The sequence below is a fragment of the Mycolicibacterium boenickei genome (assembly GCF_010731295.1).
Lineage (GTDB): Bacteria > Actinomycetota > Actinomycetes > Mycobacteriales > Mycobacteriaceae > Mycobacterium > Mycobacterium boenickei.
The window spans coordinates 2,082,334-2,102,945 of record NZ_AP022579.1 but is presented as its reverse complement, the minus strand read 5'-3'; the positions used below and the strand labels follow the sequence as shown (position 1 = coordinate 2,102,945).

Genomic DNA, 20,612 nt, shown 5'->3' with positions numbered 1-20,612 from the left:
TCGAACCAGAACGGCGACAAAAAACGACGGTGATCGGACCTCAGACTCCCGCGGGCAGGATGTTGGGATTCGACGCCGCCGGCGGCTGCAGTGGCGGCAACACCGCGCCGCCGTCCAGCGAGTGCACCGGAAGTTGTTGTGACCACGGGTAGTGCAGGCTGAAGGCAACCAGCCCCGTCCGGTCGGCAGCGGGCAGGTGACACATCGCGAGCACTGTTTCGGCAAGGTACTCAACGGGTTCGGTCGGAAACGTATCCGGAATCAGCGACGCCGCCCCGGGGGTGCGCACCGCCGTCGACGGACCGACGCAGTTCACCGCGACGTTGGCGTCGAGCAGCTCAGCCGCGACACCTTGGGTGAACCGGTGCAGTGCCGCCTTACACGATGCGTAGATCACGTCGCCCGCGGTCTTGTTGTAGTCCCGGTACGGCCGCACCGGGGCCACACCGGTCACCGATCCGATGTTGACGATCCACCCCGCTCCCTGGGCACGCATGTGCGGCACAGCGGCTTTCGTCAATGCGAACGGCGTCTTGAGGTAGTGCTCCACGGTGCGGTCGAACGTCTCGACCGGCATCTCTTCGACGACCGAATAGTCGGCGTAGCCGGCGTTGTTGACCAGAATGTCCAGCCGGCCCGTGCGCTCGACGACGGCATCGATCAGGCTGTCCCGGGCTGCACTGTCTTCCAGATCGGCGGCCAACCCGAAGGCAGATCCCCCGGCGGCTTCGATGAGGGCGATGGTCTCCTCGATCGTCCCGGGGATCGCCTCGGTGACCCCGGCCCGGGTGGACGGAGTCGGGACGTAGGCGCGGGCGGTCACCGCAACCGTCGCGCCTTCAGCCGCCAGTCGTTGTGCGATGGCACGCCCGATACCTCGGCTGCTGCCGGTGACCAATGCCGTTCTGCCGGCCAGTATCTGGCTCATCGGAGAATGAAATCCTCTTCGATCGGGGCACGGTGCTGGTGCCACAGGTCCACCAGGCGGTACGGCGTGGCCACCACAACACGTCCGGAGCCCGACCGGTAATAGGTGTGGGCGTTCGGGGTGTGACACCAGACGGTGCCCTGCATCGTCTCGTCGATCCCGTCGACGTAACTCTGGAACGCGGATTGGGTGACTTCCATCGTCGATGCGCCGCGCAACGCCATCAGCTGCAGGCACTCCACGATGTAGTGCGCCAGCACCTCCATCGAGAAGTTGGCCCCCGCACCATGTCCGGGGCTGTAGTTCGGTGCCGAGGTGATGAAGAGGTTCGGGAAGCCCGGCACCGTGCCGCCGCGGTATGCGCGCGGGCTGTCACCCCATTCCTGGGCCAGGGTCTTGCCGTCACGCCCCCGGATGTCGACCGTGGACAGGAAATCCAAGTGGTAGCCGGTCGCGTAGATGATCACGTCGAGATCGATCTGCCTGCCGTCGGCCGTGACGATGCCATGCTCGTTGATCGCCGCGGGTTCACTGGCTTCGACGTCGACATGTTCGCGGGTGAGCGCCGCGTAGTAGCCGCCGGGATCGCGGATGATCCGCTTGCCGTACGGCGCGAAATCCGGAGTGACCTTCTTCGCCAATTCGCTTCCGGCGCCGAACATCCGATCGATGTAATCCAAGCACAGCTGCAGCAGCACGTCGTTGGTAGGCGAGATCGACAGGTGCGTCTTGGACCAGTCTGGGTCCTGCAGGATGATCGGGTAGTTGTTGTCGGCGGTACCCCAGTACGACTTGAGCCGGTGCCACATCGCGTAGTAGGGCAGCACCCGTCCCAGATAACGACGGTGTTCGGGAACCTCGTCGGAGAGCCGCTTGCGCGGCGCCACCCAGTGCGGCTGGCGTTGGAACACGGTCAGGTGCTCAACCTCGTCGACACAGGCATCGACGATCTGCACCGCCGTGCAACCGGCGCCGATCACCGCGACCTTCTTACCCGCCAGATCCAGTGCCGGATCCCATTGGGCTGAGTGAATACTGGTGCCCGCGAAGCTGTCTCGTCCATCGATCTCGGGGAACCTGGGTCGGTTCAGATAGCCGGCAGCGGTCACCACGACGCTGGCGTAGTCGACGTCCTGGGTGCCGTCGGCAGTGCGCGAGTGGATCTGCCACTGCCGTCGCGCTTCGTCCCACCACAAGGCCTCGACCTCGGTGCCGAACCGGATGTGGCGACGCAGATCGTGTTTGTCGGCCAGCGAAACCAGATACGCCTGGTACTCCGCGCCCTGCGGATAGTAGTTCGACCAATCCGGATTCACCTCACGCGACAACGAGTAGTACGCCGATGGCGTGTCGACGCCGATGCCGGGATAGGTGGTGGTCAGCCAGGTGCCGCCAACCTCCTGGTTGCGGTCGAAGATCTGGAACTGCACACCTTCCTCGGCTGCCGCCAGCGCCACGGCCAGACCGGCGATGCCGGCACCGATGATGGCCACGGTGGTGGTCTGGGGAATCGGTGTGGTGCGCGGCAAGGTGGGCTGTGACGGGCGGAAACCGCCCTGCTCCAACAGCAGATCGACTTGTTCGTCGTCGACCGGGCCGCCCAGCGCGATCGGCAGCAGGCTGGCGAAGAAAGCACGGTCGTCGGCCGCAATCGCATCGTCACGGCGTGGTCGGCCCAACGCGGCGATGATCTCATCGGCCAGTGTCTCGGCGGTCTGAGGGTCGGTCGATCCGGCCCTCTCGGGCGGGTCGGGCACGTGATCGATCTTGGCTGCATACCGATCGACAACCGATGCGTCGCCCGTCATCTGAGCCAACACCGCGACCAGAACACCAGGGTCCGCCTCCAGGAGATGGGCGCGCAGGACAGCGGGGTCTGGGGCACGATCCGCGAGTGACGAGGATTCAGTGGTAGCGGTCATGGCTTCGAGTATCGAAGGGCTTGGGCCCTGACCGCGCCTGTCCTGTCTACTGAGCGGGAGACGAACCACCGCAGCCGTCGGCCACATGCCTACCCTGCCGAGCATGCATTCCGACGACCTGGCCGCGATCATCGCCCGGACCCGCAGCCACAGCCTCGCCGATATCCCCCGCCGGTCGGCGCGCAGGCAACCAGACAAGGCAGCCATCATCGATGGCGACGTGGTCCTGAGCTTCGCCGAGTTCGATCGCCTGGTGGATCGTGCCGCTGCTGCGTTGCACGAGGAAGGGCTACATCCCGGCGACCGGGTCGCACTGCTGTCGCGCAACTGCTGGCAGTACGCGGTATTGGCGTTCGCCACTGCCCGCGCCGGGGTGGTGCTGGTGCCCATCAACTTCATGCTGAAGCCGGAGGAGATCTCCTACATCCTCGGGCACAGCCAGGCCGCGGGATTCATCGTCGAGGGTGACCTCGTGCCGGTGGCCGAACAGGCCCTGACCACCGGGACAGCGGTCCGCATTAAGGCAGCGATCGTCCCCGCCGGCCAATCCAGCCCCTCGGGCTGGACGGATTTCGCGGATTGGCTCGCCACCACCGCCGATGTTCCGGATTGCCGGATCGACGACGATCAACTGCTCCGCGTGATGTACACCAGCGGTACCGAATCGCGGCCCAAGGGCGTCATGCACAGCAGCCGCAGCTTGATGTGGCAGTACATCAGCACCATCGTGGCCGGCTCCATGTCGGGCGACGACGTGGAAATCCATTCACTGCCGCTGTATCACTGCGCGCAGTTGGACAACTTCCTCGCCACAGACATATACCTGGGCGCAACCAGCATCATCGTCCCACGGCCCGAGCCGGAACTGGTCCTGCGCACCATCGAGCGCTACGGCGTCACCAATTACTTTGCCCCGCCGACAGTATGGATCAGTCTGCTTCGGAGTCCGGTGTTCGACGAAGTGAACCTGTCGAGTCTGCGGAAGGGTTATTACGGCGCATCACCGATGCCGACCGAGGTTCTGCACGAGATGCGCCGGCGGCTGCCCGACCTCCGGCTCTGGAACTTCTACGGCCAGACCGAGATGGCCCCGCTGGCCTCTGCCCTCGGACCCGATGAGCAGGATGCTCACGCCGGGGCCGCGGGCCGACCCGTCGTCAATGTCGAAACCGTCATCCTCGACGACAACGATGTTCCGGTCGAGGCCGGCACGGTCGGTGAAATCGCCCATCGCAGCCCGCATTTGATGCTGGGCTACCTCGACGATGAAGACAAGACCGCGAAGGTCTTCGCCGGCGGCTGGTTCCATTCCGGCGATCTGGGCTTCTACGACGAGCACGGCCTGCTGCACGTGGTGGATCGCAAGAAGGACATGATCAAGACCGGCGGCGAGAACGTCGCAAGCCGTGAAGTCGAAGAAGTCCTGTACCGGCACAACGGCATCGAGGAAGTCGCCGTGTTCGGGGTCGCACACCCGGTCTGGGTGGAGGCGGTGGTCGCCGCTGTGGTGGCCCGGGCCGGAGCCACCCTCACCCAAGAGGACATCCTGCGTCACTGCCATGCGCATCTCGCCGGATTCAAGACCCCCAAACAGGTGTTCTTTGTCGAATCGCTCCCGAAGAACCCCAGCGGCAAACTGCTCAAACGCGACCTTCGCGAGCGGTTCGGCCTCGAATTCACCAGCAACTGAAGGGATCACTGTGTACACCGGCCGCATCGCGCGCTTCGACGAACCAGGCAAGCCATTTGAGATTCAGACGGTCTCCCTGCCCGAAGTCGGGCCAGGAGAGATACTGATCCGCGTCCTACGGGCGAACATCTGCGGGTCGGATGTGCACGCCTGGCACGGCACCTTCGCCACGCGCGGCCTGGGCGGGCAGCTGCCCACCGTGCTGGGCCACGAGATGGTCGGCGCCGTCGAAGTCCTTGGCGACGGAGTGTCCACCGATTCCAACGGCAAACCACTGACCGCGGGATCCCGAATAGTGTTCCCGTACTTCTACTCGTGCCACCGCTGTCGCAACTGCCTGGCGGGGCGGCGCAACGCCTGCCTGAACCTGAAGATGGCCATGCTGGGCCGCGCCGACGAACCTCCCTTTTTCGTCGGCGGCTACGGCGACTACTACCTGCTTCCGGCCGGTGCGGTGGTCTACACGGTGCCCGACACGGTGAGCGACGACATCGCCGCCGGCGCCAACTGCGCACTGTCACAGGTCATGTACGGCCTCGAACGGGTCGACCTGCAACTCGGCGAACATGTTGTGGTCCAGGGCGCAGGCGCCCTGGGTCTCTACGCGGTCGCGGTGGCCAAGGCGAGGGGTGCGGCCAACGTGATCGCCATCGACGGGGTTCCTGAACGGCTGGCGTTGGCAGAAGCTTTCGGTGCCGATTCGGTGATCGACCTCAACCAGATGTCCACCCCGAAAGATCGGGCGAAGGCCGTGCGCGCACTCACCGACGGCCACGGCGCCGACGTCGCGGTCGAGGTCGTCGGCCACCCGTCGGCGATCGACGAGGGGCTGCAGATGCTCGGGCAATTCGGCCGCTACGTCGAGATCGGAAACATCAACATCGGCAAGACGTTCGCATTCGACCCGTCACGGTTCGTCTTCACCAACAAGACGATGGTAGGCGTCTCGCTGTACGACCCCGTGGTGCTGTCCCGGGCGCTGGACTTCCTCGACCGACACCAACACCAGCTGCCATTCGATCGTCTTGCGACAGCGTCGTATTCGCTTGACGACATCAACGATGCCTTCGCCGCCGCCGACGGCAAACGCGATGTGCGCGCCAGCCTGATTCCCTGAACATTTCAACGAGAAACAAGGACGACCGTGCCCACTTTCGAACACGACAGACTGTTCATCGACGGCAGCTGGACCACTCCACGGGGGAACGACCGCGGTGACGTTGTCGAAGTCATCGACCCCGCTACCGAAGCCGTGATCGGCCACGTCCCCAACGGCGGCGCCGCCGATGTCGACGCTGCCGTCGCCGCGGCCCGGCGCGCGTTCGATCCGCTGATCTCCGTTGCCGAGCGCCGGGATCGAACGCAGCGCGTGATCGCCGCGATGGAGAAGCGGCTACCCGACATAGCCGAGCTCATCACAGCGGAGATGGGTGCCCCGGTACGCATTGCCCAGACGGTGCAAACCCAGGTGCCGCTCGCCGTGGCCAAGGGATTCGCCCAGGTGCTGGACACCTTCGAATTCGAGGAGCACATCGGCAATTCGCTGGTGCTCCGTGAACCCTACGGCGTCGTCGGGGCCATCACCCCGTGGAATTATCCGCTGTACCAGGTGGTCGCCAAGGTGCTGCCTGCCATCGCCGCCGGCTGCACCGTCGTGCTGAAACCCAGCAACGAAGCCCCGCTGTCGGTGTTCGCGTTCGTACAAGCCTGCGAGGATGCGGGCCTGCCGCCCGGAACGCTCAACCTGGTGTCCGGTCCCGGCCGGGTGATCGGCGAACACATCGCGGCACATCCGGACGTCGATTTCGTCTCGTTCACCGGATCGACCGGGGTCGGCGCCCGCGTCGGAGAACTGGCCGGGCGGTCGATCAAGAAGGTCGCCCTAGAACTCGGCGGCAAATCCGCCAACGTGATCCTCGATGGCGCCGACCTGGCCACCGCGGTCAAGGTGGGCGTCGGCAATGCGTTCCTCAACGGCGGACAGACGTGCATGGCCTGGACCAGGATGCTGGTGCCGCAGAGCCGCTACGGCGAAGCACTGGACCTGATCGAGTCCGCAGTGGCCCGTTACACCGTGGGAGATCCGCGCGACCCTGCGACCCGGATCGGACCGTCGGCTTCGCGGTCGCAGTTCGACACGGTTCGCGGATTCATCGAACGAGCCCGGCGTGACGGCGCCCGCTTGCTGACCGGAGGCGCCGAGCCGATCGCCGACGCCGGGTACTACGTGGCACCAACGGTTTTCGCGGACGTCGATCCAGACTCCGAACTCGGCCAGGAAGAGGTGTTCGGGCCGGTGCTCGCGGTCATCCCCTACGCCGATGCCGACGACGCGCTGCGCATCGCCAACGGCACGCCCTACGGACTTTCCGGCGCGGTCTGGGCCGCGACCGACGACGACGCGATCGCCTTCGCCCGGAAGGTGCAGACCGGACAGCTCGACATCAACGGCGGCGCCTACAACCCCACCGCGCCATTCGGTGGCTACAAGAAATCCGGGATCGGCCGCGAGCTGGGACGCTTCGGCTTCGAGGAATACCTGCAGACCAAATCCCTTCAACTCAAGGAGCAGGTGTGAGTTCACCGCTGGACATCCACACCGACGGATCGGTCCAGGTCTGGACGATCGATCTGCCCGACGTCGGTAACGCCATCACCGGCACAGACGTCATCGAGGCGTTCGAATCGGGTGTAGATACGGCTAACCGGGACAACACGATCCGCGCGGTCGTCCTGACCGGTGCCGGCAAGATCTTCTCTGCCGGCGGCAACGTCAAGGAAATGGCCGACCGCCAGGGAATGTTCGGACTGGATGCCATCGACCAGCGCCGGGCCTACATCGACGGCATCCAGCGAATCCCGCGTGTGCTGGGTCGCCTCGAGGTGCCGCTCATCGCCGCGGTCAACGGGGCGGCCATCGGCGCCGGCTGTGACCTCGCCATGATGTGCGACATCCGGATCGCCTCCGAACGTGCGTCTTTCGCCGAGAGCTTCGTTCAACTCGGGCTCATCCCGGGAGACGGTGGAACGTGGTTCCTGCCCCGCGCCATCGGGTATGCCCGCGCCGCCGAGCTGACGTTCACCGGTGAGCGCATCGATGCCACCACTGCCCTGGAGTGGGGACTCGTCAGCCGAGTGGTACCCCACGATGAGCTGTTGTCCGAGGCCCGCACACTCGCGGACCGGATCGCCGTCAACCCGCCACATGCGCTGCGGATGGCCAAGCGACTGCTTCAGGAATCGACCACAGGGACGCTGGAGTCCACGCTGTCGATGGCGGCGGCGATGCAGCCGCTGGCGCATCACGACACCGAGCACGAGCAGCGCATCTCGAAATGGCGGACGTCATGACGGCGTCGCTTCGCGGGGAGGTACGCGAATTCCTCTGCGAGCAAATGGCTTCAGGTGCGTTCACGCCGTCGGTGGATGCCTGGTTGTGTGGCTGGGATGAGAACTTCACCGCGGCACTGGCCGGACGTGGGTGGCTCGGCATGACCGTTCCGGTGCACTACGGCGGGCATGGCCGCTCCTTCCGCGAACGCTTCGTCGTCACAGAGGAACTGCTGGCCGCAGGCGCACCGGTAGCCGCCCACTGGATCGCCGACCGGCAGATCGTGCCCTCGCTGCTGAAGTACGGCACCGAGGCTCAGAAGTCGGAGTTCCTGCCCCGCATCGTGCGTGGCGAATGCTTCTTCGGAATCGGGATGAGCGAGCCGGATTCGGGCTCCGACCTCGCGAGCGTCCGGACCCGCGCCGTACGGGTCGACGGCGGCTGGTCGATCACCGGCACCAAGGTGTGGACCTCGGGGGCGCACCGCGCCCACGCGTTCATCGTGCTGGCCCGCAGCGAACCGATGGATCCCGCGCACCGGCACACCGGGCTGAGCCAGTTCATCGTCGACCTCCGCTCACCCGGCGTCGACGTCCGGCCCATCGTCTCGATGAACGGCGGCCACCATTTCAACGAGGTCGTACTCGACGAGGTGTTCGTCCCCGACACCATGGTCTTCGGCGAGATCGGCAACGGTTGGACCCAGGTGACCTCCGAGCTGGGCTTCGAGCGCAGTGGCCCGGAACGATTCCTGTCGACGTTTCCACTGCTCGCGGGATACGTCGATCACCCGGCCTGCGAGAACGATTCGCCCGACCCGGGTCTCGGCCGGTTGGTCGCGCGCATCGCCGCCCTGCATCACATGTCGACCGCGGTGGCCGACGCGCTGCAACGCGGCGAGAATCCCGACGTACCCGCGGCGGTCGTCAAGGTGCTCGGCACCACCGTCGAGGGTGACATCGCCGAATTCGCCGACCAGCGAACCGGAGACGACACCCTTGCGGACCCACGATGGACCGATCTGGTGGCCACCGCCATGGATCAGCGCCCCGGCTTCACGTTGCGCGGCGGAACCAACGAAGTGCTGCGCGGTGTCATCGCGCGGGGATTGGGCATGCGATGAACACGACCGAACTCGCCCCGGGGGCACCGGTCGCGGTAGACCCGGATCTGGCGGCCATGATGGACGGCGTCTTCTCCGACTACCGCGAGAACACGGTTCACACCCCGCCCGGTGGCCGCGTCGAGCACGACCGCGCGCTGTGGCAACGCCTCGACTCTCTCGGGCTCATCCGCCTGACGGGCGCGGAGGCCGCAGGCGGCAGCGGCGCGGGCTGGCCCGAGGCCGCTGAGTTGCTCACTGCCGCAGTGCGTCACGGCGTGCGTGCCCCCTTTGCCGAACACGACCTGCTGGCATGCTGGCTCTTGGAGGCCACCGGGCAGCCGCACGACGACGAGGTGCGGACGGTGTGTGTCCAGCCGCGCAATGGCAACACCGCCTCCGGGGTGCCCTGGGCCGGCGATGCCGACCGCATCGTCGTGCTGGCACCGGCCGGTGACGAATACCGGCTCACCGAGTTCGACCCGGCCGAACTCTCCCTCACAGCTGGGGTCAATCTGATCGGTGAACCACGGGACACTGTCACCCTCCAGCCCGCCACGGTGACCGGGCCCACGGTGCCTGCGGCGCTGGTGGACCAGCTGAGGCGCAAGTCGGCCATGGTGCGGGCGATCCAGGTGTGTGCCGCGCTCGACGGCGCCGTGACGATGTCCATCGAGCACGTGGCGTCGCGGGTGCAGTTCGGACGGCCGCTGGCCAAGTTTCAGGCCATCCAGAACCTGATCTCCGATGCTGCTGCTGAGGCTGCGTTGGCGCGCGCCGCGACCGAAGCCGCGCTCACCACGGCGATCGCAACCGGTTGGGAGTCAGCGCATCTGGACTTCCAGATCGCGACGGCACGATCGTGCGCGGGCCATGCCGCCTCTGTGGTGGTCCGCAATGCGCACCAGGTGCACGGCGCGATCGGCACGACCCGCGAGCACCGGCTGCACGAGTTCACCCGGGCCGCCCTGGCCTGGCGCTCGGAATTCGGCTCGGTGCGCTTCTGGGACACCCAGGTGGCCGCAGCCGCCGTTGCGGCTGGCGGACAACACCTCTGGGCGTTGATCACCGATGGTTGATGTGACGTTCCACTGAACGGTCATCGATGGTGTTACCGACGCCACATCCGAGTTGACTCCCAGACATGAGCAACGAGATCGCCCTGTCTGAGGTTCAGGAGTTCATCGCCGGGTTCTGGTACCACTACGACCAGGGCCACTTCGAGGAAGTGAACACCCGCATCGCCGAAGAGATGGAATACCTGAGCCGCTCAGATTCCGGCAGCTGCCCGTTCGAGCATCTGCTGGCCGCGGACCTGCACGGCGGCGCGCAGACCCGGGCCTGGCTCCGCGACCACCGCAACGAGAATCCTTATCCGTGCCGTCATCACGCCACCAACGTGTTCCGCACCGGTGTCGACGGTGATGTCACCAACGTCCGCTTCTACCTGTACGTCAACCAGATCACCAACAACGTTCCGTTCGCCGTTTCCAGCGGGGTCGTAGACGCCGGGATCCGGCGGTCCACTGATGGCCTGGTCTTCACCTCGATGACGGTGGTGCTCGACGCCGAGGACTCCGTCCCGTTCGCCGAGCACGCCGCCAAGACCACCGCCGGAGCCACTTCCGCGTGAGCGCCCGAGAGGTATTCGGTGGCGGTGTCGCAGTCATCACCGGGGCCGGCGCCGGAATCGGCGCCGGCCTGGCGCGGTACGCCAGCCGCCTGGGTATGACGGTGGTGCTGACCGACGTCAACGCCGGCGCCATCGCCGACTTACGCGACGAGATCCTGGCCGCGGGCGGGTCGGCGACGGACGTCGTCTGCGACGTACGCGACCCGGACGCCGTCCAAGCACTGGCCGATCAGGTCTACCGCGAGGTCGGCCCGGTGCGACTGTTGGTGAACAACGCCGGCATCGAGCAGTTCGGCTACCTGTGGGACACACCGGTGGCCAACTGGCAACGCGTCGTGGACATCAACATCAGCGGCGTCTTTCACGGGATCAGGGCGTTCCTGCCGAAGATGATGGCCACCGACGCACCGGCGTGGGTGTGGAACCTGTCCTCGATCGGCGGAGTGGCCGTGGTTCCCCTGCAGGCGCCTTACATCATGAGCAAACACGCCGTTCTCGCCCTGACCGAATGCCTGCATCTGGAGGTGCGGGCCGCCGGTCATGATCACCACCTGCACGTGCAGGCGGTGCTGCCCGGCGCCGTGGTGTCCGACATCTTCGAATCCGCCGGCGGCGTGGACGCCGGAGACACCGGCGCCGCCGAAGGGCAACGAGCCGCGATGCTCGACATCAAGGCCGAGGCGATGGATCCACTCGCCGCAGCCAAGGTGGTCTTCGACCAAGCCGCCGAAGGACGGTTCTATCTCCTCACCCAACCCGACTACGTCGGCTCGGCGATGGCGGAGCGCGCTCGTGTGCTGACCAACCAAGAGCCGCCTCACCTGCGTACCCAGCGCCGGTTCGACCCCGCCCAGAGTTGAAATGACCTATCCACCGCTAGATTCCGACGCCGCTGCGCGGGTGGCGGCATTCGGCGAGATCGCTCCCATGCGGGCTCGCGGTTTGGCCGCGGTACGCGCGGGCATCGAATCGGCCCCCCGTCCCGAGATGCGCCCGATGAAGAGCATCGAAGACCTGACGGCGCCGGGGCCGGCCGGGCCGATTCCGGTCCGGCTGTATCGCCCCACCGATCACGTGCGACCACCGGTGCTCGTCTATCTGCACGGCGGTGGCCTCGTAATGGGATCCAACCATTCGTTCGAGCCGCTGGCGCGCGAACTCGCCAGCGCCAGCGGTGCCGTCGTCGTGGCAGTCGAATATCGCTTGGCACCGGAATCGCCACCGCCCGCGCAATTCGATGATGCCTACGCGGTCACTGAATGGGTTGCCGCCCACGCGGACGACCTGGGCGTCGACGAGAACCGGCTGGCCGTGATCGGCGACAGTGCCGGCGGATCACTGGCCGCCGCAGTGGCATTGGCAGCCCGCGACCATGACGGCCCGCGCATCTGCGCTCAGGTTCTGTTGTATCCCGGCCTGGACCGCGACATGGGTGCCGCGTCGATCACCTCCATGCCGGACGCACCCCTGTTGCGCCACAACGACATCGTCTACATGCACGAACTGGTGGATCGCAGTGGCGGATCGCCGCGAGACCCGTACCAGGTGCCGGCCTACGCAAGCGATCTGAGCGGGTTGCCTGCGGCCATCGTCGTGACCGGCGAGTGCGACCCGATCCGAGATTGGGGCGAGCGCTACGCCGAAAGGCTGCGTGACGCAGGCGTGCAAACCACCGTAACGCGCTATCCCGGCATGTATCACGGCTTTCTGATGCGGTCAGATGCCACCGCACGTGGACGCTTGGCGCTGGCCGAAATCGGTGCGCTGCTTCGGGCCAAGTTCGCCCACCCCTTGGGCGACAACGAGTCTCCCGATCACCGGACGACGGCGGCTCCGCCGGGACGACCGCTGCCCACAATCGAGAACCACACCATCGAAGGAGATCACCATGCTGACCGATGAGCAGCGTCTTGAGTTGTCCGACATCCTGCGTCCCGTCGCTCCACCGCGCGAGCTGACTGACGTCTACACCGAAGATCAGAAGCGCAGGCTGCTCGACGTCGTGCACACGCAGGGTCCGTGGAAGCTCATCATCGCCCAGCACTTCGCCTCCGCCGATGAGTTGATGGCCACCATGAGCGGCGCTTTCCCCGAGGGATTCACTCCGTCGCTGGACCTGTTCCTCACCCCGACGTTCCGCGGTTACCTGGCCAACTATGGCACCGTCCTGTACCCCGAGCTACATGACTGCTTCTACAACGCCGGCTTCATCGATCAGGCCAAGAGTTACTGGAACGCCGAGTACGCCAAGCCGGAGATGATGCTGTTCAACATCAACGGCCCGTGCGCCAACCGCGACCCCGGTCACCTGGACTCCCCGAGCTTCCGCGGCGTCCGCCACGAGAACGCCCCGACCTGGCTGTGCAGCGTGATGGGTAAGTCCGGCCTGTTCACCGACTACTTGATCAAGATGGCTCAGGTGATCACCTGGTTCTCCCTTGACGAGGGTTCGGGCTTCACCTACTGGCCCGATGGCCCGCTCAAACCGCCCGCCCGCGTGCTGCCGCCGATCAACAACCGCGGTGTCGTGGTGCAGAACGAGATGATGGTGCACCGCGGGGAAGCCAATGGCCCATTGGAGCAACAGGTTCCGTCCGGTCTGGCCTTCGACACCGTGTTCACCGGGGACCCGGCGCACGGTGACCAGTGGCTGCTGAAGAATGGGGAGGACGTCATCGCTCGCCACCACACCGACGAATTGCGGTTCCTTGTGCACTGGTCCGCCGAGGTGTTCTCCGACTACGACGAACTCAAGAAGAACATGGACGGGTCCGACGACATCACGGTCGAACGGGCCATCGAAATGATGGTCGACGACCTCAAGGGCAAAGGCATCAAGCTCGACGTGCCAGGCGAACCGCTACACGACCCACAGTTCATCGGCGCTCTGAACGCCGCCTACGATCTCGGAGGTCCCAGCACCTACCCGGACGATGCTCCGATCTCCGCATTCCAATTCTCTTGAGTCCTAGGGGTAATCAATGGATCGCTTCTCAGATCGCCGCGTCATCGTCACCGGCGCGGGGTCGGGTATCGGCGCGGCCACGGTGGCCCGACTGCTCGACGAAGGTGCCACCGTTGTGGCGTACGACATCTCGGCCGACGGACTGACCGCAACAGCGGAGGCCGCCGAACTGGCCGGCAATGCCAAACGCCTCACCACCGGCGTCCTCGACATCTCCCGCGAAGAGGACGTGATCGCCGCGGTTGACGCGGCTGTGGCCGAGCTCGGCGGGCTTGAGGTTCTGGTCAATGTAGCTGCGATGCAGACCTGTTCGCACACGCACGAAACCACTCTGGACGAGTGGAACCGCACCCTGGCAGTGAATCTCACCGGTACGTTCCTGATGACCCGGCAGGCACTGCCTGCACTACTGCGGTCCGGCCGGGGCGTCGTCGTGAATTTCACGTCCACCGCCGCGACGTTCGCCCACCCGTACATGGCGGCATATGCAGCCAGCAAGGGCGGCATCCTCAGCTTCACCCACTCGCTGGCACTGGAGTACTCGAAACAGGGCCTGCGCGCGGTCAACATCCAGCCCGGCGGCGTGTCGACAGCGCTGGCCAACAGCACTCTGGACAAGATGCCCGAGGGATACGACCTCGGGCTCTGGGCCAAGCAGACCCCGCTGCTACATGGCACCGAAAGCGAAATCCTCGGCGACCCAGGCGCAGTAGCATCGGTCATTGCCATGGTCGCCTCCGATGATGGCGCGTTCATCACCGGCACCGAGATCCGTGTCGACGGCGGCGCACACGCCTGAGCACGGAAAGGAATGTCGGCATGGATTCAGCCGCCCTGAGAGTGATGCGCGATGAGCGGGACATCGAACGGGCGCTGAATCTCTTTGCCCGAGCCATGGACGCCAGAGACTGGGCGACGATGGCCGAGATCCTCTTTCCGGAAGCGGAAGGCGATTTCGGAACCGGACGCTTGGTGGGAGCCGCCGCGATCATCGACATGATTCGCGGTTTCCTCGACAACTGCGGGCCCACCCAGCATCTGCTGGGCAACATTGTCATCGACGTCGTCGACGACACCGCCACGAGCAAGGCCTACATCCGCGACGTTCATCTGAATTCAGCCGGCGACCCCTCGACGCGCTTCTACACGCTGGGCGACTACCACGACACCTGGCGACGGGACGTCGGCGGGCGGTGGCGGATCGCCGAACGAATCAAGGCCAACCGGGCGTACGTCGGAGCACTGGAGATCTTCGGCAGCTAGCCGATTCCGGCTCCTACTGCTGTGGGTCAGCCCTGCCGCGACACCACCGGCAGGGCTTCCACCACCATCTGCATCCCGACTCGCAGAGCGGAGCGCAGGCCGGCGAAGTCACCGTCGGCAACCCAGCGCAAGTACGCGTGCCGGCACACCTGAATCACCAGCTGTGCCGGCAGTTCTCGCGTATGCGGGTTGTTGCCGAGATCAAACCTGGCACCCAGGAACTCGGTAATCGGGCCGATGAGGTCCTGCCCCCAATCCAGCCAGCGCAGCCGGTACTGGGGATCGTTGACCACCAATGCCATGAACGTGCGGTCGAATTCGACGGTGCCGCGTTTCGGTACCTCGGTGCTGAACGCTTCGACAAGGATGTCGACGACATCACCGCCTGGACCGGCGTCCGCAAGCACCTCGACGCTCAGGGTGCCGAACCGGCGAAACAGCGGCAACACGACGTCCTCTTTCACCGGAAAATGGCGGTGAAAGGTGCGCGGCGCAATACCCGCGGCGGTACAGATCCGCTCTACGGTGACCGAAGTCGAACCCTCGGCAAGGAACAGATCGCGAGCGGCCACTGCGATTTCGAACCGAAGGTCTTCGGCGCGCCGCTCGGTCAGCGAGGTCGGCTTGTGCGCCACCTGCATGTGTTTCGTCCCCTCATCTGACCAGCATTTTCGATACTAGCGTTCGGCGACTGCCGGGCCGGTCCGCACGTTCACATTCCTCCCGGTCACCGGGAGACAACCCGTGACCTACGTCTCGCGCTGCTTACCATTCGTTGAGTTGGCAGATTCTGCCACATGTGCAGTTTCTGCCAACACTCCCTCACGCATTGACGCAACAACAGGAGGAACACATGGCAACGGACACCGAAGACCTCACCGCTGAAGGCGAGGAACTCAACTACGACGACTACACCCACGACTTCATGGGCAAAGTCGGTAATATCCAAGACTTCTCGCGCGATTTTCTTCTCGGCTTGGCCAAGGTGTTCGAAGACGTTCTGAACTTCGTCCCCTACGCCCATGTCCAGATCTACTCACAGAAGGTCGGCATCAACGCGGCCATGGACATTGCCGCCGAGGTCTCCCGGGCCGGCATGCGGCAGGTGATGCCGATGGGACGGTTCATCGCGCCTCCCGGTTGGGACTGGAAGAACGCCCAGTACCAAGCCATCCCGTTCGACGTGCAGACCGAAGACCTCACAAAGCCGGCGTTGATCCGCCTGATCAAGACCTATTGGGACCAGTACCTCAAGGGCCACAACTACTTCATCGACCAGTGGACAAAGATCATCCCTGAGGAAGAGGTCTGGCTCGGGCTACCCGACATGTACCAGCTCATCATCGACTACCAGTACCCGAAGCTGGCGAAGGTCTTCAAGATCGAACCCGTTCACGTCGTAGATTTCCTCAAGCTGGCGGTGCTGAGTATCGATGGGACTCTGGGATATGGCGGCGAGTACATCGTGTACAACCCCGATCACGTGGTGTTGAACATGCGCCGCTGCGAGGTGCTCCAGAAATACACTGATGAAGGCCTCTACCCACCTGCCCGCGCATGGATGAACTGCACCTTCGAGCAACGTATTTCGGCACCCTTCTTCCCGGGCTGCAAGCTTGCCATCAACCTGCCGCCCAAAGACTTCAAGTTCGCCGAAGGCGAGCCTTTCTGCGTGTGGACCTACACCAGAGGAGAAGAGAACCACGCGGCCGCGGCGGCCGCACCAGATCCTCGTGCCAGCGCGATGAAGAAGATTCCGATCATGCCCGTGTCATCCACGTAGGACGCCCTGCGCGACCCAGCCATCGGCGACCCGTTCGGTGGCTGGGTACACGACTGCCCGGTCAGCGAGAACGTCTGTGTCCACTGCGCCGAGCCCGGCTTAGCCTTCTCGTTGTCAGGTCCCGCGTAGTGAAGGAGTGGGCAGTGTTGCAGAGTCTCTCCCGTCCAGAGCCAGAGATGCGGACAACGAGAATCCAGGCTCGGCGAGGGGAACGGCGTGATCGGATCATCGCCTGTGCGACAGAGCTGGCCGTCCTGGGCTATGACGCCTGTCAGATCCGTTCAGTCACCGCCGCGGCGGGTGTGTCGGCCGGCACTGTGTACCAATACTTCCCGTCGAAGGATGAGCTGCTGCTCGCGTGCTTCTACGAATGGCTGTGGGATTTCGAGACGGAGTATGTCTGCGTCACCGATGAGCCGGATCCGTTTCGGCGACTGCTGCGGGTTGCCCTGACCCTCACCGACCGGCTGTGCTCATCGTCGCTGTTTGCCGAGGCCATGATCCGCCCCTATCTCTACGCCGACGGCACCGCCGCGACCCAGGCGGATCGGGTGCGACAGCAGGTGGTCCGAATCTTCGTCGGTTCCGCGTCAGAAGGTGAATCGCCCACCCGGGAGATCGGCGCCGCCGAAATACTGTCTGACGTCTGGATGTCCAACGTTGCCGCGTTCGCTCAGCGGCGCATCGCCGCGGCGGAGCTGTCAGAACGGCTCACCCGTACCGTCGGCCTGCTGAAGCGGTAGCCGGACGGATTCAGAAGTTCACGAAGTCTCGTCGACCACCTGCAGCGCACCCGAACGCACCGCGTCCACGATGGACCCGCCCAGGGTCGAGCAGGTCAGGAACAGGTCGCGGGCATCGGTACCGGCCAATCGCGCTGCGGTGCAACGCTCTTCACAACGATCCAGGGCAGCGCCGGTCCACTGGACGCTGGTCTGGCTCCAACTGCTCTTGCGCACCTCGACGCCGGCGCCGCATCGCGCGCACGTCACCGGCGCCATCGGCGCATCGTCGAGGCGGTTGTCCGGCCGGACAGCCATCGTCACCCCACCGGCCCAGAAGTAGCAGCGCGGGCAGCGAGATTGGCTTCCACTTCCCTCATCCAGGCCTCGTACGGTCTGGTTGTGTCCAGCTCGAATTCGAAGCGGTCCACCATGTCCGGAGTGACGTCGGCCGCGTCGACATAAAACTGCTCATACCAGCGCCTGAGTTGGTAGACCGGTCCGTCCTCCTCGACAAGCAGCGGGTTGTCGATCCGGGTCTTGTTACGCCAGATCTCGACATCTTGCTCGAATCCCATCTTGACGAACTCGCCGAGAGCGACAGCCGTCTCCATGGCGAGCTCCTCCGGCATGGCTGCGTTCTTCTCCACCACGATGCCGTACTGCAGCACAAACGAATTGGCGTCGATCGGGTAGTGGCAGTTGATCAGCACCGTGCGCTGGTCGAACTCCTCGTAGTGGTAGGTCAGATCATCGATCATGAACGAGGGTCCGTGGTAGGACGCCAATGAGGTGGTGCCGAGCAACTTGGCCCCTTCGGGGTCGCCGATGTCGGGCCGGCCGCCGCTCTTCATGTACTGGGTCGCGACATGACCTTCGAAGATGTTCTTGAAGTGGGTGGGAAGCGATCCGTGGATGTAGAAGAAGTGCGCCATGTCCACGACGTTGTCGATGATCTCGCGGCAGTTGGTATTGACGACGGTTGTGTACCAGTGCCAATCGGTCCACCCGTCGCTGGTGGCACCCTCGATGTGCGGAATGGTCACATCGGCGGGAGGGGCCTTGCGCTCGGGATCGTTCCAGACGAAGAGCATTCCGTCCTGCTGCAGAGTGGGCCAGGAAGCGGTACGGGCCAATCGCGGGGTGCGCTTGCTGTACGGCACCGATTTGCAGCGACCATCACCGCCCCACCGCCAATCGTGGAAAGGACAGGCGATCTCGTTGCCTTTCACCGTCCCTTGCGACAAGTCGCCGCCCATGTGCCGGCAATACCCGTCGAGCACGTTGAGTGCCCCGTCCTCGCTGCGGAACACCACCAGCTTCTGCCCGAACGCGTTGATCTGATGCGGCTTTCCATCACCGAAATCGCGGACCAACCCCAGGCAGTGCCAGCCGCGGGCGAACCTGGTCGGTACCGAACCGGCCTCGATCAACCGAATGTCATCGGTATCTGGGTGCGTCGTCATGGCCCCATTGAACTGCGCCGCAACAGAGGCGGGAAGGTCCGTGTTCCGCTCAACAGGAGGTTGGATTCTGGACTGTCGGCCGCGGCCATATCGTCGACGTCCGTGACCACCACCAGCCACAAGACGATCCCGGCCGGCCTCACCGTTGCCGACTCGGAAGTAGACCTCCTCGTCGTCGGATCCGGTACCGGACTCGCCGCCGCTCTGGCCGCACACGAGCTGGGCCTGTCGGTTCTCGTCGTCGAAAAGTCCTCCCATGTCGGCGGTTCGACGGCGAGGTCGGGTGGTGCGTTGTGGCTCCCGGCCAGCCAGGTGATCGAAGAATGCGGGGGTACCGACCCGTCGCGCCGAGCACACACGTATCTGGAAGCCGTCGTGGCGGACTCGGCACCTCAGCAGCGCTCCACCGCGTACCTCGACAACCTGCCCGCGACGGTCGACATGTTGCGTCGGACCACGCCGATGAAACTTTTCTGGGCCAAGGAATACTCCGACTACCACCCCGAGGCTCCCGGTGGATCCGCTGCCGGGCGCACCTGCGAATGCCGGCCGCTCGACACCTCGATTCTCGGTGAATACCTTCCTGACCTGCGCCCCGGAGTCATGGAAGTCAAGATTCCGATGCCGACCACCGGTGCCGATTACCGATGGCTGAACCTGATGAGTCGAGTGCCCCGCAAGGGATTGCCCACGGTGCTCAAACGGCTCGCGCAGGGTCTGGGCGGTCTGGCCCTCGGGAAGCGTTACGCCGCCGGCGGTCAGGCACTGGCGGCGGGTCTGTTCGCCGGGGCGATTCGTGCCAGGATCCCGATCTGGCTCGACACCTCGCTGACCGAACTGGTCACCGAGGGTGACCGCGTCACCGGAGCCATCGTGGAACACGGCGGAAAGCGGCTCGCCGTGACCGCCCGGCGCGGAGTCGTACTCGCCGCGGGCGGTTTCGATCACGACATGGACATGCGCCGCAAGTTCCAATCCGAATCTCTCGGAAGCAATCTCAGCCTCGGCGCCGAGTCGAACACCGGCGACGCCATCCGGTTGGGGCAGGATGCCGGAGCCGACATCGCCTTGATGGATCAGTCTTGGTGGTTCCCCGCAGTCGCCCCGCTGCCTGGGTCGGCTCCGGCGGTGATGCTCGCCGAGCGATCACTGCCCGGGTCGTTCATCGTCGACCACAACGGCCACCGGTTCGCCAATGAATCGGCCGACTACATGAGCTTCGGACAACGTGTTCTGGAACTGGAAGCCTCGGGTACGCCGGTGGAAAGCATGTGGATCGTCTTCGATCAGAAGTACCGCAACAGCTATGTCTTCGCCGCCGAGCTGTTTCCACGGATGCCGATTCCACAGACCTGGTACGACGCCGGAATCGCGGTCAAGGCGGACAGCTTCGACGACCTCGCGACCAAGATGCAGGTTCCGGTCGAGGATTTCGTGGCGACGGTGACGCGGTTCAACGAGAACGCCTTCGCTGGAGAGGATCCCGACTTCGAGCGGGGCCGCAGTGCCTACGACCGCTACTACGGCGACCCAACGGTCACGCCGAACCCGAACCTGCGGCCACTTGTGAAGGGCTCGTTCTACGCGGTGAAGATGGTGCTCAGCGACCTTGGTACGTGTGGCGGTCTACGCGCCGACGACCGTGCCCGGGTGCTTCGCGAAGACGGCACCGTCATCGACGGGCTGTATGCGATCGGCAACACGGCCGCCAACGCCTTCGGACACACCTATCCCGGCGCCGGGGCGACCATCGCACAGGGGCTGGTGTACGGCTACATCGCTGCTCGCGACGCGGCCGAAGAGTAAG

20 protein-coding genes are annotated in these 20,612 nt (G+C 64.9%); 15 read left to right on the top strand and 5 right to left on the bottom strand.

Annotated features, from left to right (window positions below; all coding sequences use genetic code 11):
* Positions 1-40: 40 nt before the first annotated feature.
* Complete coding sequence (locus tag G6N57_RS09850; RefSeq protein WP_077740281.1) at positions 41-928, bottom strand: SDR family NAD(P)-dependent oxidoreductase; 888 nt, start codon at positions 926-928, stop codon at positions 41-43.
* Positions 925-2,850 carry a flavin-containing monooxygenase gene (locus G6N57_RS09845; RefSeq protein ID WP_077740280.1) on the bottom strand — a complete coding sequence of 642 codons (1,926 nt, stop codon included), beginning with the start codon at positions 2,848-2,850 and terminating at the stop codon, positions 925-927. Before G6N57_RS09845 ends, G6N57_RS09850 begins: the two co-directional genes overlap by 4 nt.
* 103 nt (positions 2,851-2,953) lie before the next feature.
* Here G6N57_RS09845 and G6N57_RS09840 point away from each other — a divergent pair, with 103 nt between their 5' ends.
* From G6N57_RS09840 to G6N57_RS09785, 12 genes are all read left to right on the top strand, one after another.
* Positions 2,954-4,540, top strand: coding sequence for an acyl-CoA synthetase (locus G6N57_RS09840; RefSeq protein WP_077740279.1), 1,587 nt, complete (start codon positions 2,954-2,956; stop codon positions 4,538-4,540).
* A 10-nt stretch (positions 4,541-4,550) separates the two neighbouring features.
* A complete protein-coding gene (locus G6N57_RS09835) occupies positions 4,551-5,657 on the top strand; it encodes a zinc-binding dehydrogenase (protein ID WP_077740278.1) in 1,107 nt (368 codons plus the stop codon).
* 27 nt (positions 5,658-5,684) lie between these two features.
* A complete protein-coding gene (locus G6N57_RS09830; protein WP_077740277.1) occupies positions 5,685-7,118 on the top strand; it encodes an aldehyde dehydrogenase family protein in 1,434 nt (477 codons plus the stop codon).
* Complete coding sequence (locus G6N57_RS09825; protein WP_077740276.1) at positions 7,115-7,891, top strand: crotonase/enoyl-CoA hydratase family protein; 777 nt, start codon at positions 7,115-7,117, stop codon at positions 7,889-7,891. The genes G6N57_RS09830 and G6N57_RS09825 overlap by 4 nt, the downstream gene beginning before the upstream one ends.
* On the top strand, positions 7,876-8,994 hold the full coding sequence (locus tag G6N57_RS09820; RefSeq protein WP_077740275.1) for an acyl-CoA dehydrogenase family protein: 1,119 nt from the start codon (positions 7,876-7,878) through the stop codon (positions 8,992-8,994). Before G6N57_RS09825 ends, G6N57_RS09820 begins: the two co-directional genes overlap by 16 nt.
* A complete protein-coding gene (locus G6N57_RS09815) occupies positions 8,991-10,052 on the top strand; it encodes an acyl-CoA dehydrogenase family protein (protein ID WP_077740274.1) in 1,062 nt (353 codons plus the stop codon). Before G6N57_RS09820 ends, G6N57_RS09815 begins: the two co-directional genes overlap by 4 nt.
* A 65-nt stretch (positions 10,053-10,117) precedes the next feature.
* Positions 10,118-10,606: a nuclear transport factor 2 family protein gene (locus G6N57_RS09810; RefSeq protein ID WP_077740273.1), complete on the top strand. Its 489-nt coding sequence runs from the start codon at positions 10,118-10,120 to the stop codon at positions 10,604-10,606.
* Entirely contained in the window at positions 10,603-11,466 is an 864-nt protein-coding gene (locus G6N57_RS09805; protein WP_077740272.1) for an SDR family oxidoreductase, read from the top strand. Before G6N57_RS09810 ends, G6N57_RS09805 begins: the two co-directional genes overlap by 4 nt.
* 1 nt (position 11,467) lies before the next feature.
* On the top strand, positions 11,468-12,508 hold the full coding sequence (locus tag G6N57_RS09800) for an alpha/beta hydrolase (protein WP_077740271.1): 1,041 nt from the start codon (positions 11,468-11,470) through the stop codon (positions 12,506-12,508).
* Entirely contained in the window at positions 12,495-13,571 is a 1,077-nt protein-coding gene (locus G6N57_RS09795) for a hypothetical protein (protein ID WP_077740270.1), read from the top strand. Before G6N57_RS09800 ends, G6N57_RS09795 begins: the two co-directional genes overlap by 14 nt.
* A 16-nt stretch (positions 13,572-13,587) precedes the next feature.
* Positions 13,588-14,370 carry an SDR family NAD(P)-dependent oxidoreductase gene (locus G6N57_RS09790; RefSeq protein ID WP_077740269.1) on the top strand — a complete coding sequence of 261 codons (783 nt, stop codon included), beginning with the start codon at positions 13,588-13,590 and terminating at the stop codon, positions 14,368-14,370.
* A 20-nt stretch (positions 14,371-14,390) separates the two neighbouring features.
* A complete protein-coding gene (locus G6N57_RS09785) occupies positions 14,391-14,834 on the top strand; it encodes a nuclear transport factor 2 family protein (protein WP_174814472.1) in 444 nt (147 codons plus the stop codon).
* 26 nt (positions 14,835-14,860) lie between these two features.
* Here G6N57_RS09785 and G6N57_RS09780 read toward each other — a convergent pair whose 3' ends face one another.
* Positions 14,861-15,475, bottom strand: a complete 615-nt coding sequence (locus G6N57_RS09780) for a TetR/AcrR family transcriptional regulator (protein ID WP_077740268.1) — start codon at positions 15,473-15,475, stop codon at positions 14,861-14,863.
* 212 nt (positions 15,476-15,687) lie between these two features.
* On the opposite strand from G6N57_RS09780, the gene G6N57_RS09775 reads away from it, so the two are divergent.
* Positions 15,688-16,617: a hypothetical protein gene (locus G6N57_RS09775; RefSeq protein ID WP_036447374.1), complete on the top strand. Its 930-nt coding sequence runs from the start codon at positions 15,688-15,690 to the stop codon at positions 16,615-16,617.
* 176 nt (positions 16,618-16,793) lie between these two features.
* The gene (locus G6N57_RS09770; RefSeq protein WP_065457617.1) at positions 16,794-17,360 is read left to right on the top strand and encodes a TetR/AcrR family transcriptional regulator; all 567 of its coding nucleotides are present in this window, start codon (positions 16,794-16,796) and stop codon (positions 17,358-17,360) included.
* A gap of 18 nt (positions 17,361-17,378) precedes the next feature.
* On the opposite strand, the gene G6N57_RS09765 is transcribed toward G6N57_RS09770, so the two are convergent.
* Positions 17,379-17,657, bottom strand: a complete 279-nt coding sequence (locus G6N57_RS09765; protein WP_077740267.1) for a ferredoxin — start codon at positions 17,655-17,657, stop codon at positions 17,379-17,381.
* A gap of 2 nt (positions 17,658-17,659) precedes the next feature.
* Positions 17,660-18,805 carry a 3-ketosteroid-9-alpha-monooxygenase, oxygenase component gene (locus G6N57_RS09760; protein WP_077740266.1) on the bottom strand — a complete coding sequence of 382 codons (1,146 nt, stop codon included), beginning with the start codon at positions 18,803-18,805 and terminating at the stop codon, positions 17,660-17,662.
* 102 nt (positions 18,806-18,907) lie between these two features.
* Between G6N57_RS09760 and G6N57_RS09755 the strand changes: the two genes are divergently transcribed.
* Positions 18,908-20,611 (top strand): 3-ketosteroid-delta-1-dehydrogenase, encoded by a 1,704-nt coding sequence (locus tag G6N57_RS09755; protein WP_077740265.1) that lies wholly within the window; start codon positions 18,908-18,910, stop codon positions 20,609-20,611.
* Position 20,612 lies beyond the last annotated feature (1 nt).

Bases quoted from the DNA above. Each gene is read 5' to 3' on its own strand.
- G6N57_RS09775 (WP_036447374.1), top strand. From the start codon at position 15,688: ATGGCAACGGACACCGAAGACCTCACCGCTGAAGGCGAGGAACTCAAC.
- G6N57_RS09785 (WP_174814472.1), top strand. From the start codon at position 14,391: ATGGATTCAGCCGCCCTGAGAGTGATGCGCGATGAGCGGGACATCGAA.
- G6N57_RS09795 (WP_077740270.1), top strand. From the start codon at position 12,495: ATGCTGACCGATGAGCAGCGTCTTGAGTTGTCCGACATCCTGCGTCCC.
- G6N57_RS09850 (WP_077740281.1), bottom strand. From the start codon at position 928: ATGAGCCAGATACTGGCCGGCAGAACGGCATTGGTCACCGGCAGCAGC.
- G6N57_RS09810 (WP_077740273.1), top strand. From the start codon at position 10,118: ATGAGCAACGAGATCGCCCTGTCTGAGGTTCAGGAGTTCATCGCCGGG.
- G6N57_RS09845 (WP_077740280.1), bottom strand. From the start codon at position 2,850: ATGACCGCTACCACTGAATCCTCGTCACTCGCGGATCGTGCCCCAGAC.
- G6N57_RS09790 (WP_077740269.1), top strand. From the start codon at position 13,588: ATGGATCGCTTCTCAGATCGCCGCGTCATCGTCACCGGCGCGGGGTCG.
- G6N57_RS09760 (WP_077740266.1), bottom strand. From the start codon at position 18,805: ATGACGACGCACCCAGATACCGATGACATTCGGTTGATCGAGGCCGGT.
- G6N57_RS09800 (WP_077740271.1), top strand. From the start codon at position 11,468: ATGACCTATCCACCGCTAGATTCCGACGCCGCTGCGCGGGTGGCGGCA.
- G6N57_RS09815 (WP_077740274.1), top strand. From the start codon at position 8,991: ATGAACACGACCGAACTCGCCCCGGGGGCACCGGTCGCGGTAGACCCG.
- G6N57_RS09765 (WP_077740267.1), bottom strand. From the start codon at position 17,657: ATGGCTGTCCGGCCGGACAACCGCCTCGACGATGCGCCGATGGCGCCG.
- G6N57_RS09780 (WP_077740268.1), bottom strand. From the start codon at position 15,475: ATGCAGGTGGCGCACAAGCCGACCTCGCTGACCGAGCGGCGCGCCGAA.
- G6N57_RS09770 (WP_065457617.1), top strand. From the start codon at position 16,794: ATGCGGACAACGAGAATCCAGGCTCGGCGAGGGGAACGGCGTGATCGG.
- G6N57_RS09820 (WP_077740275.1), top strand. From the start codon at position 7,876: ATGGCGGACGTCATGACGGCGTCGCTTCGCGGGGAGGTACGCGAATTC.
- G6N57_RS09840 (WP_077740279.1), top strand. From the start codon at position 2,954: ATGCATTCCGACGACCTGGCCGCGATCATCGCCCGGACCCGCAGCCAC.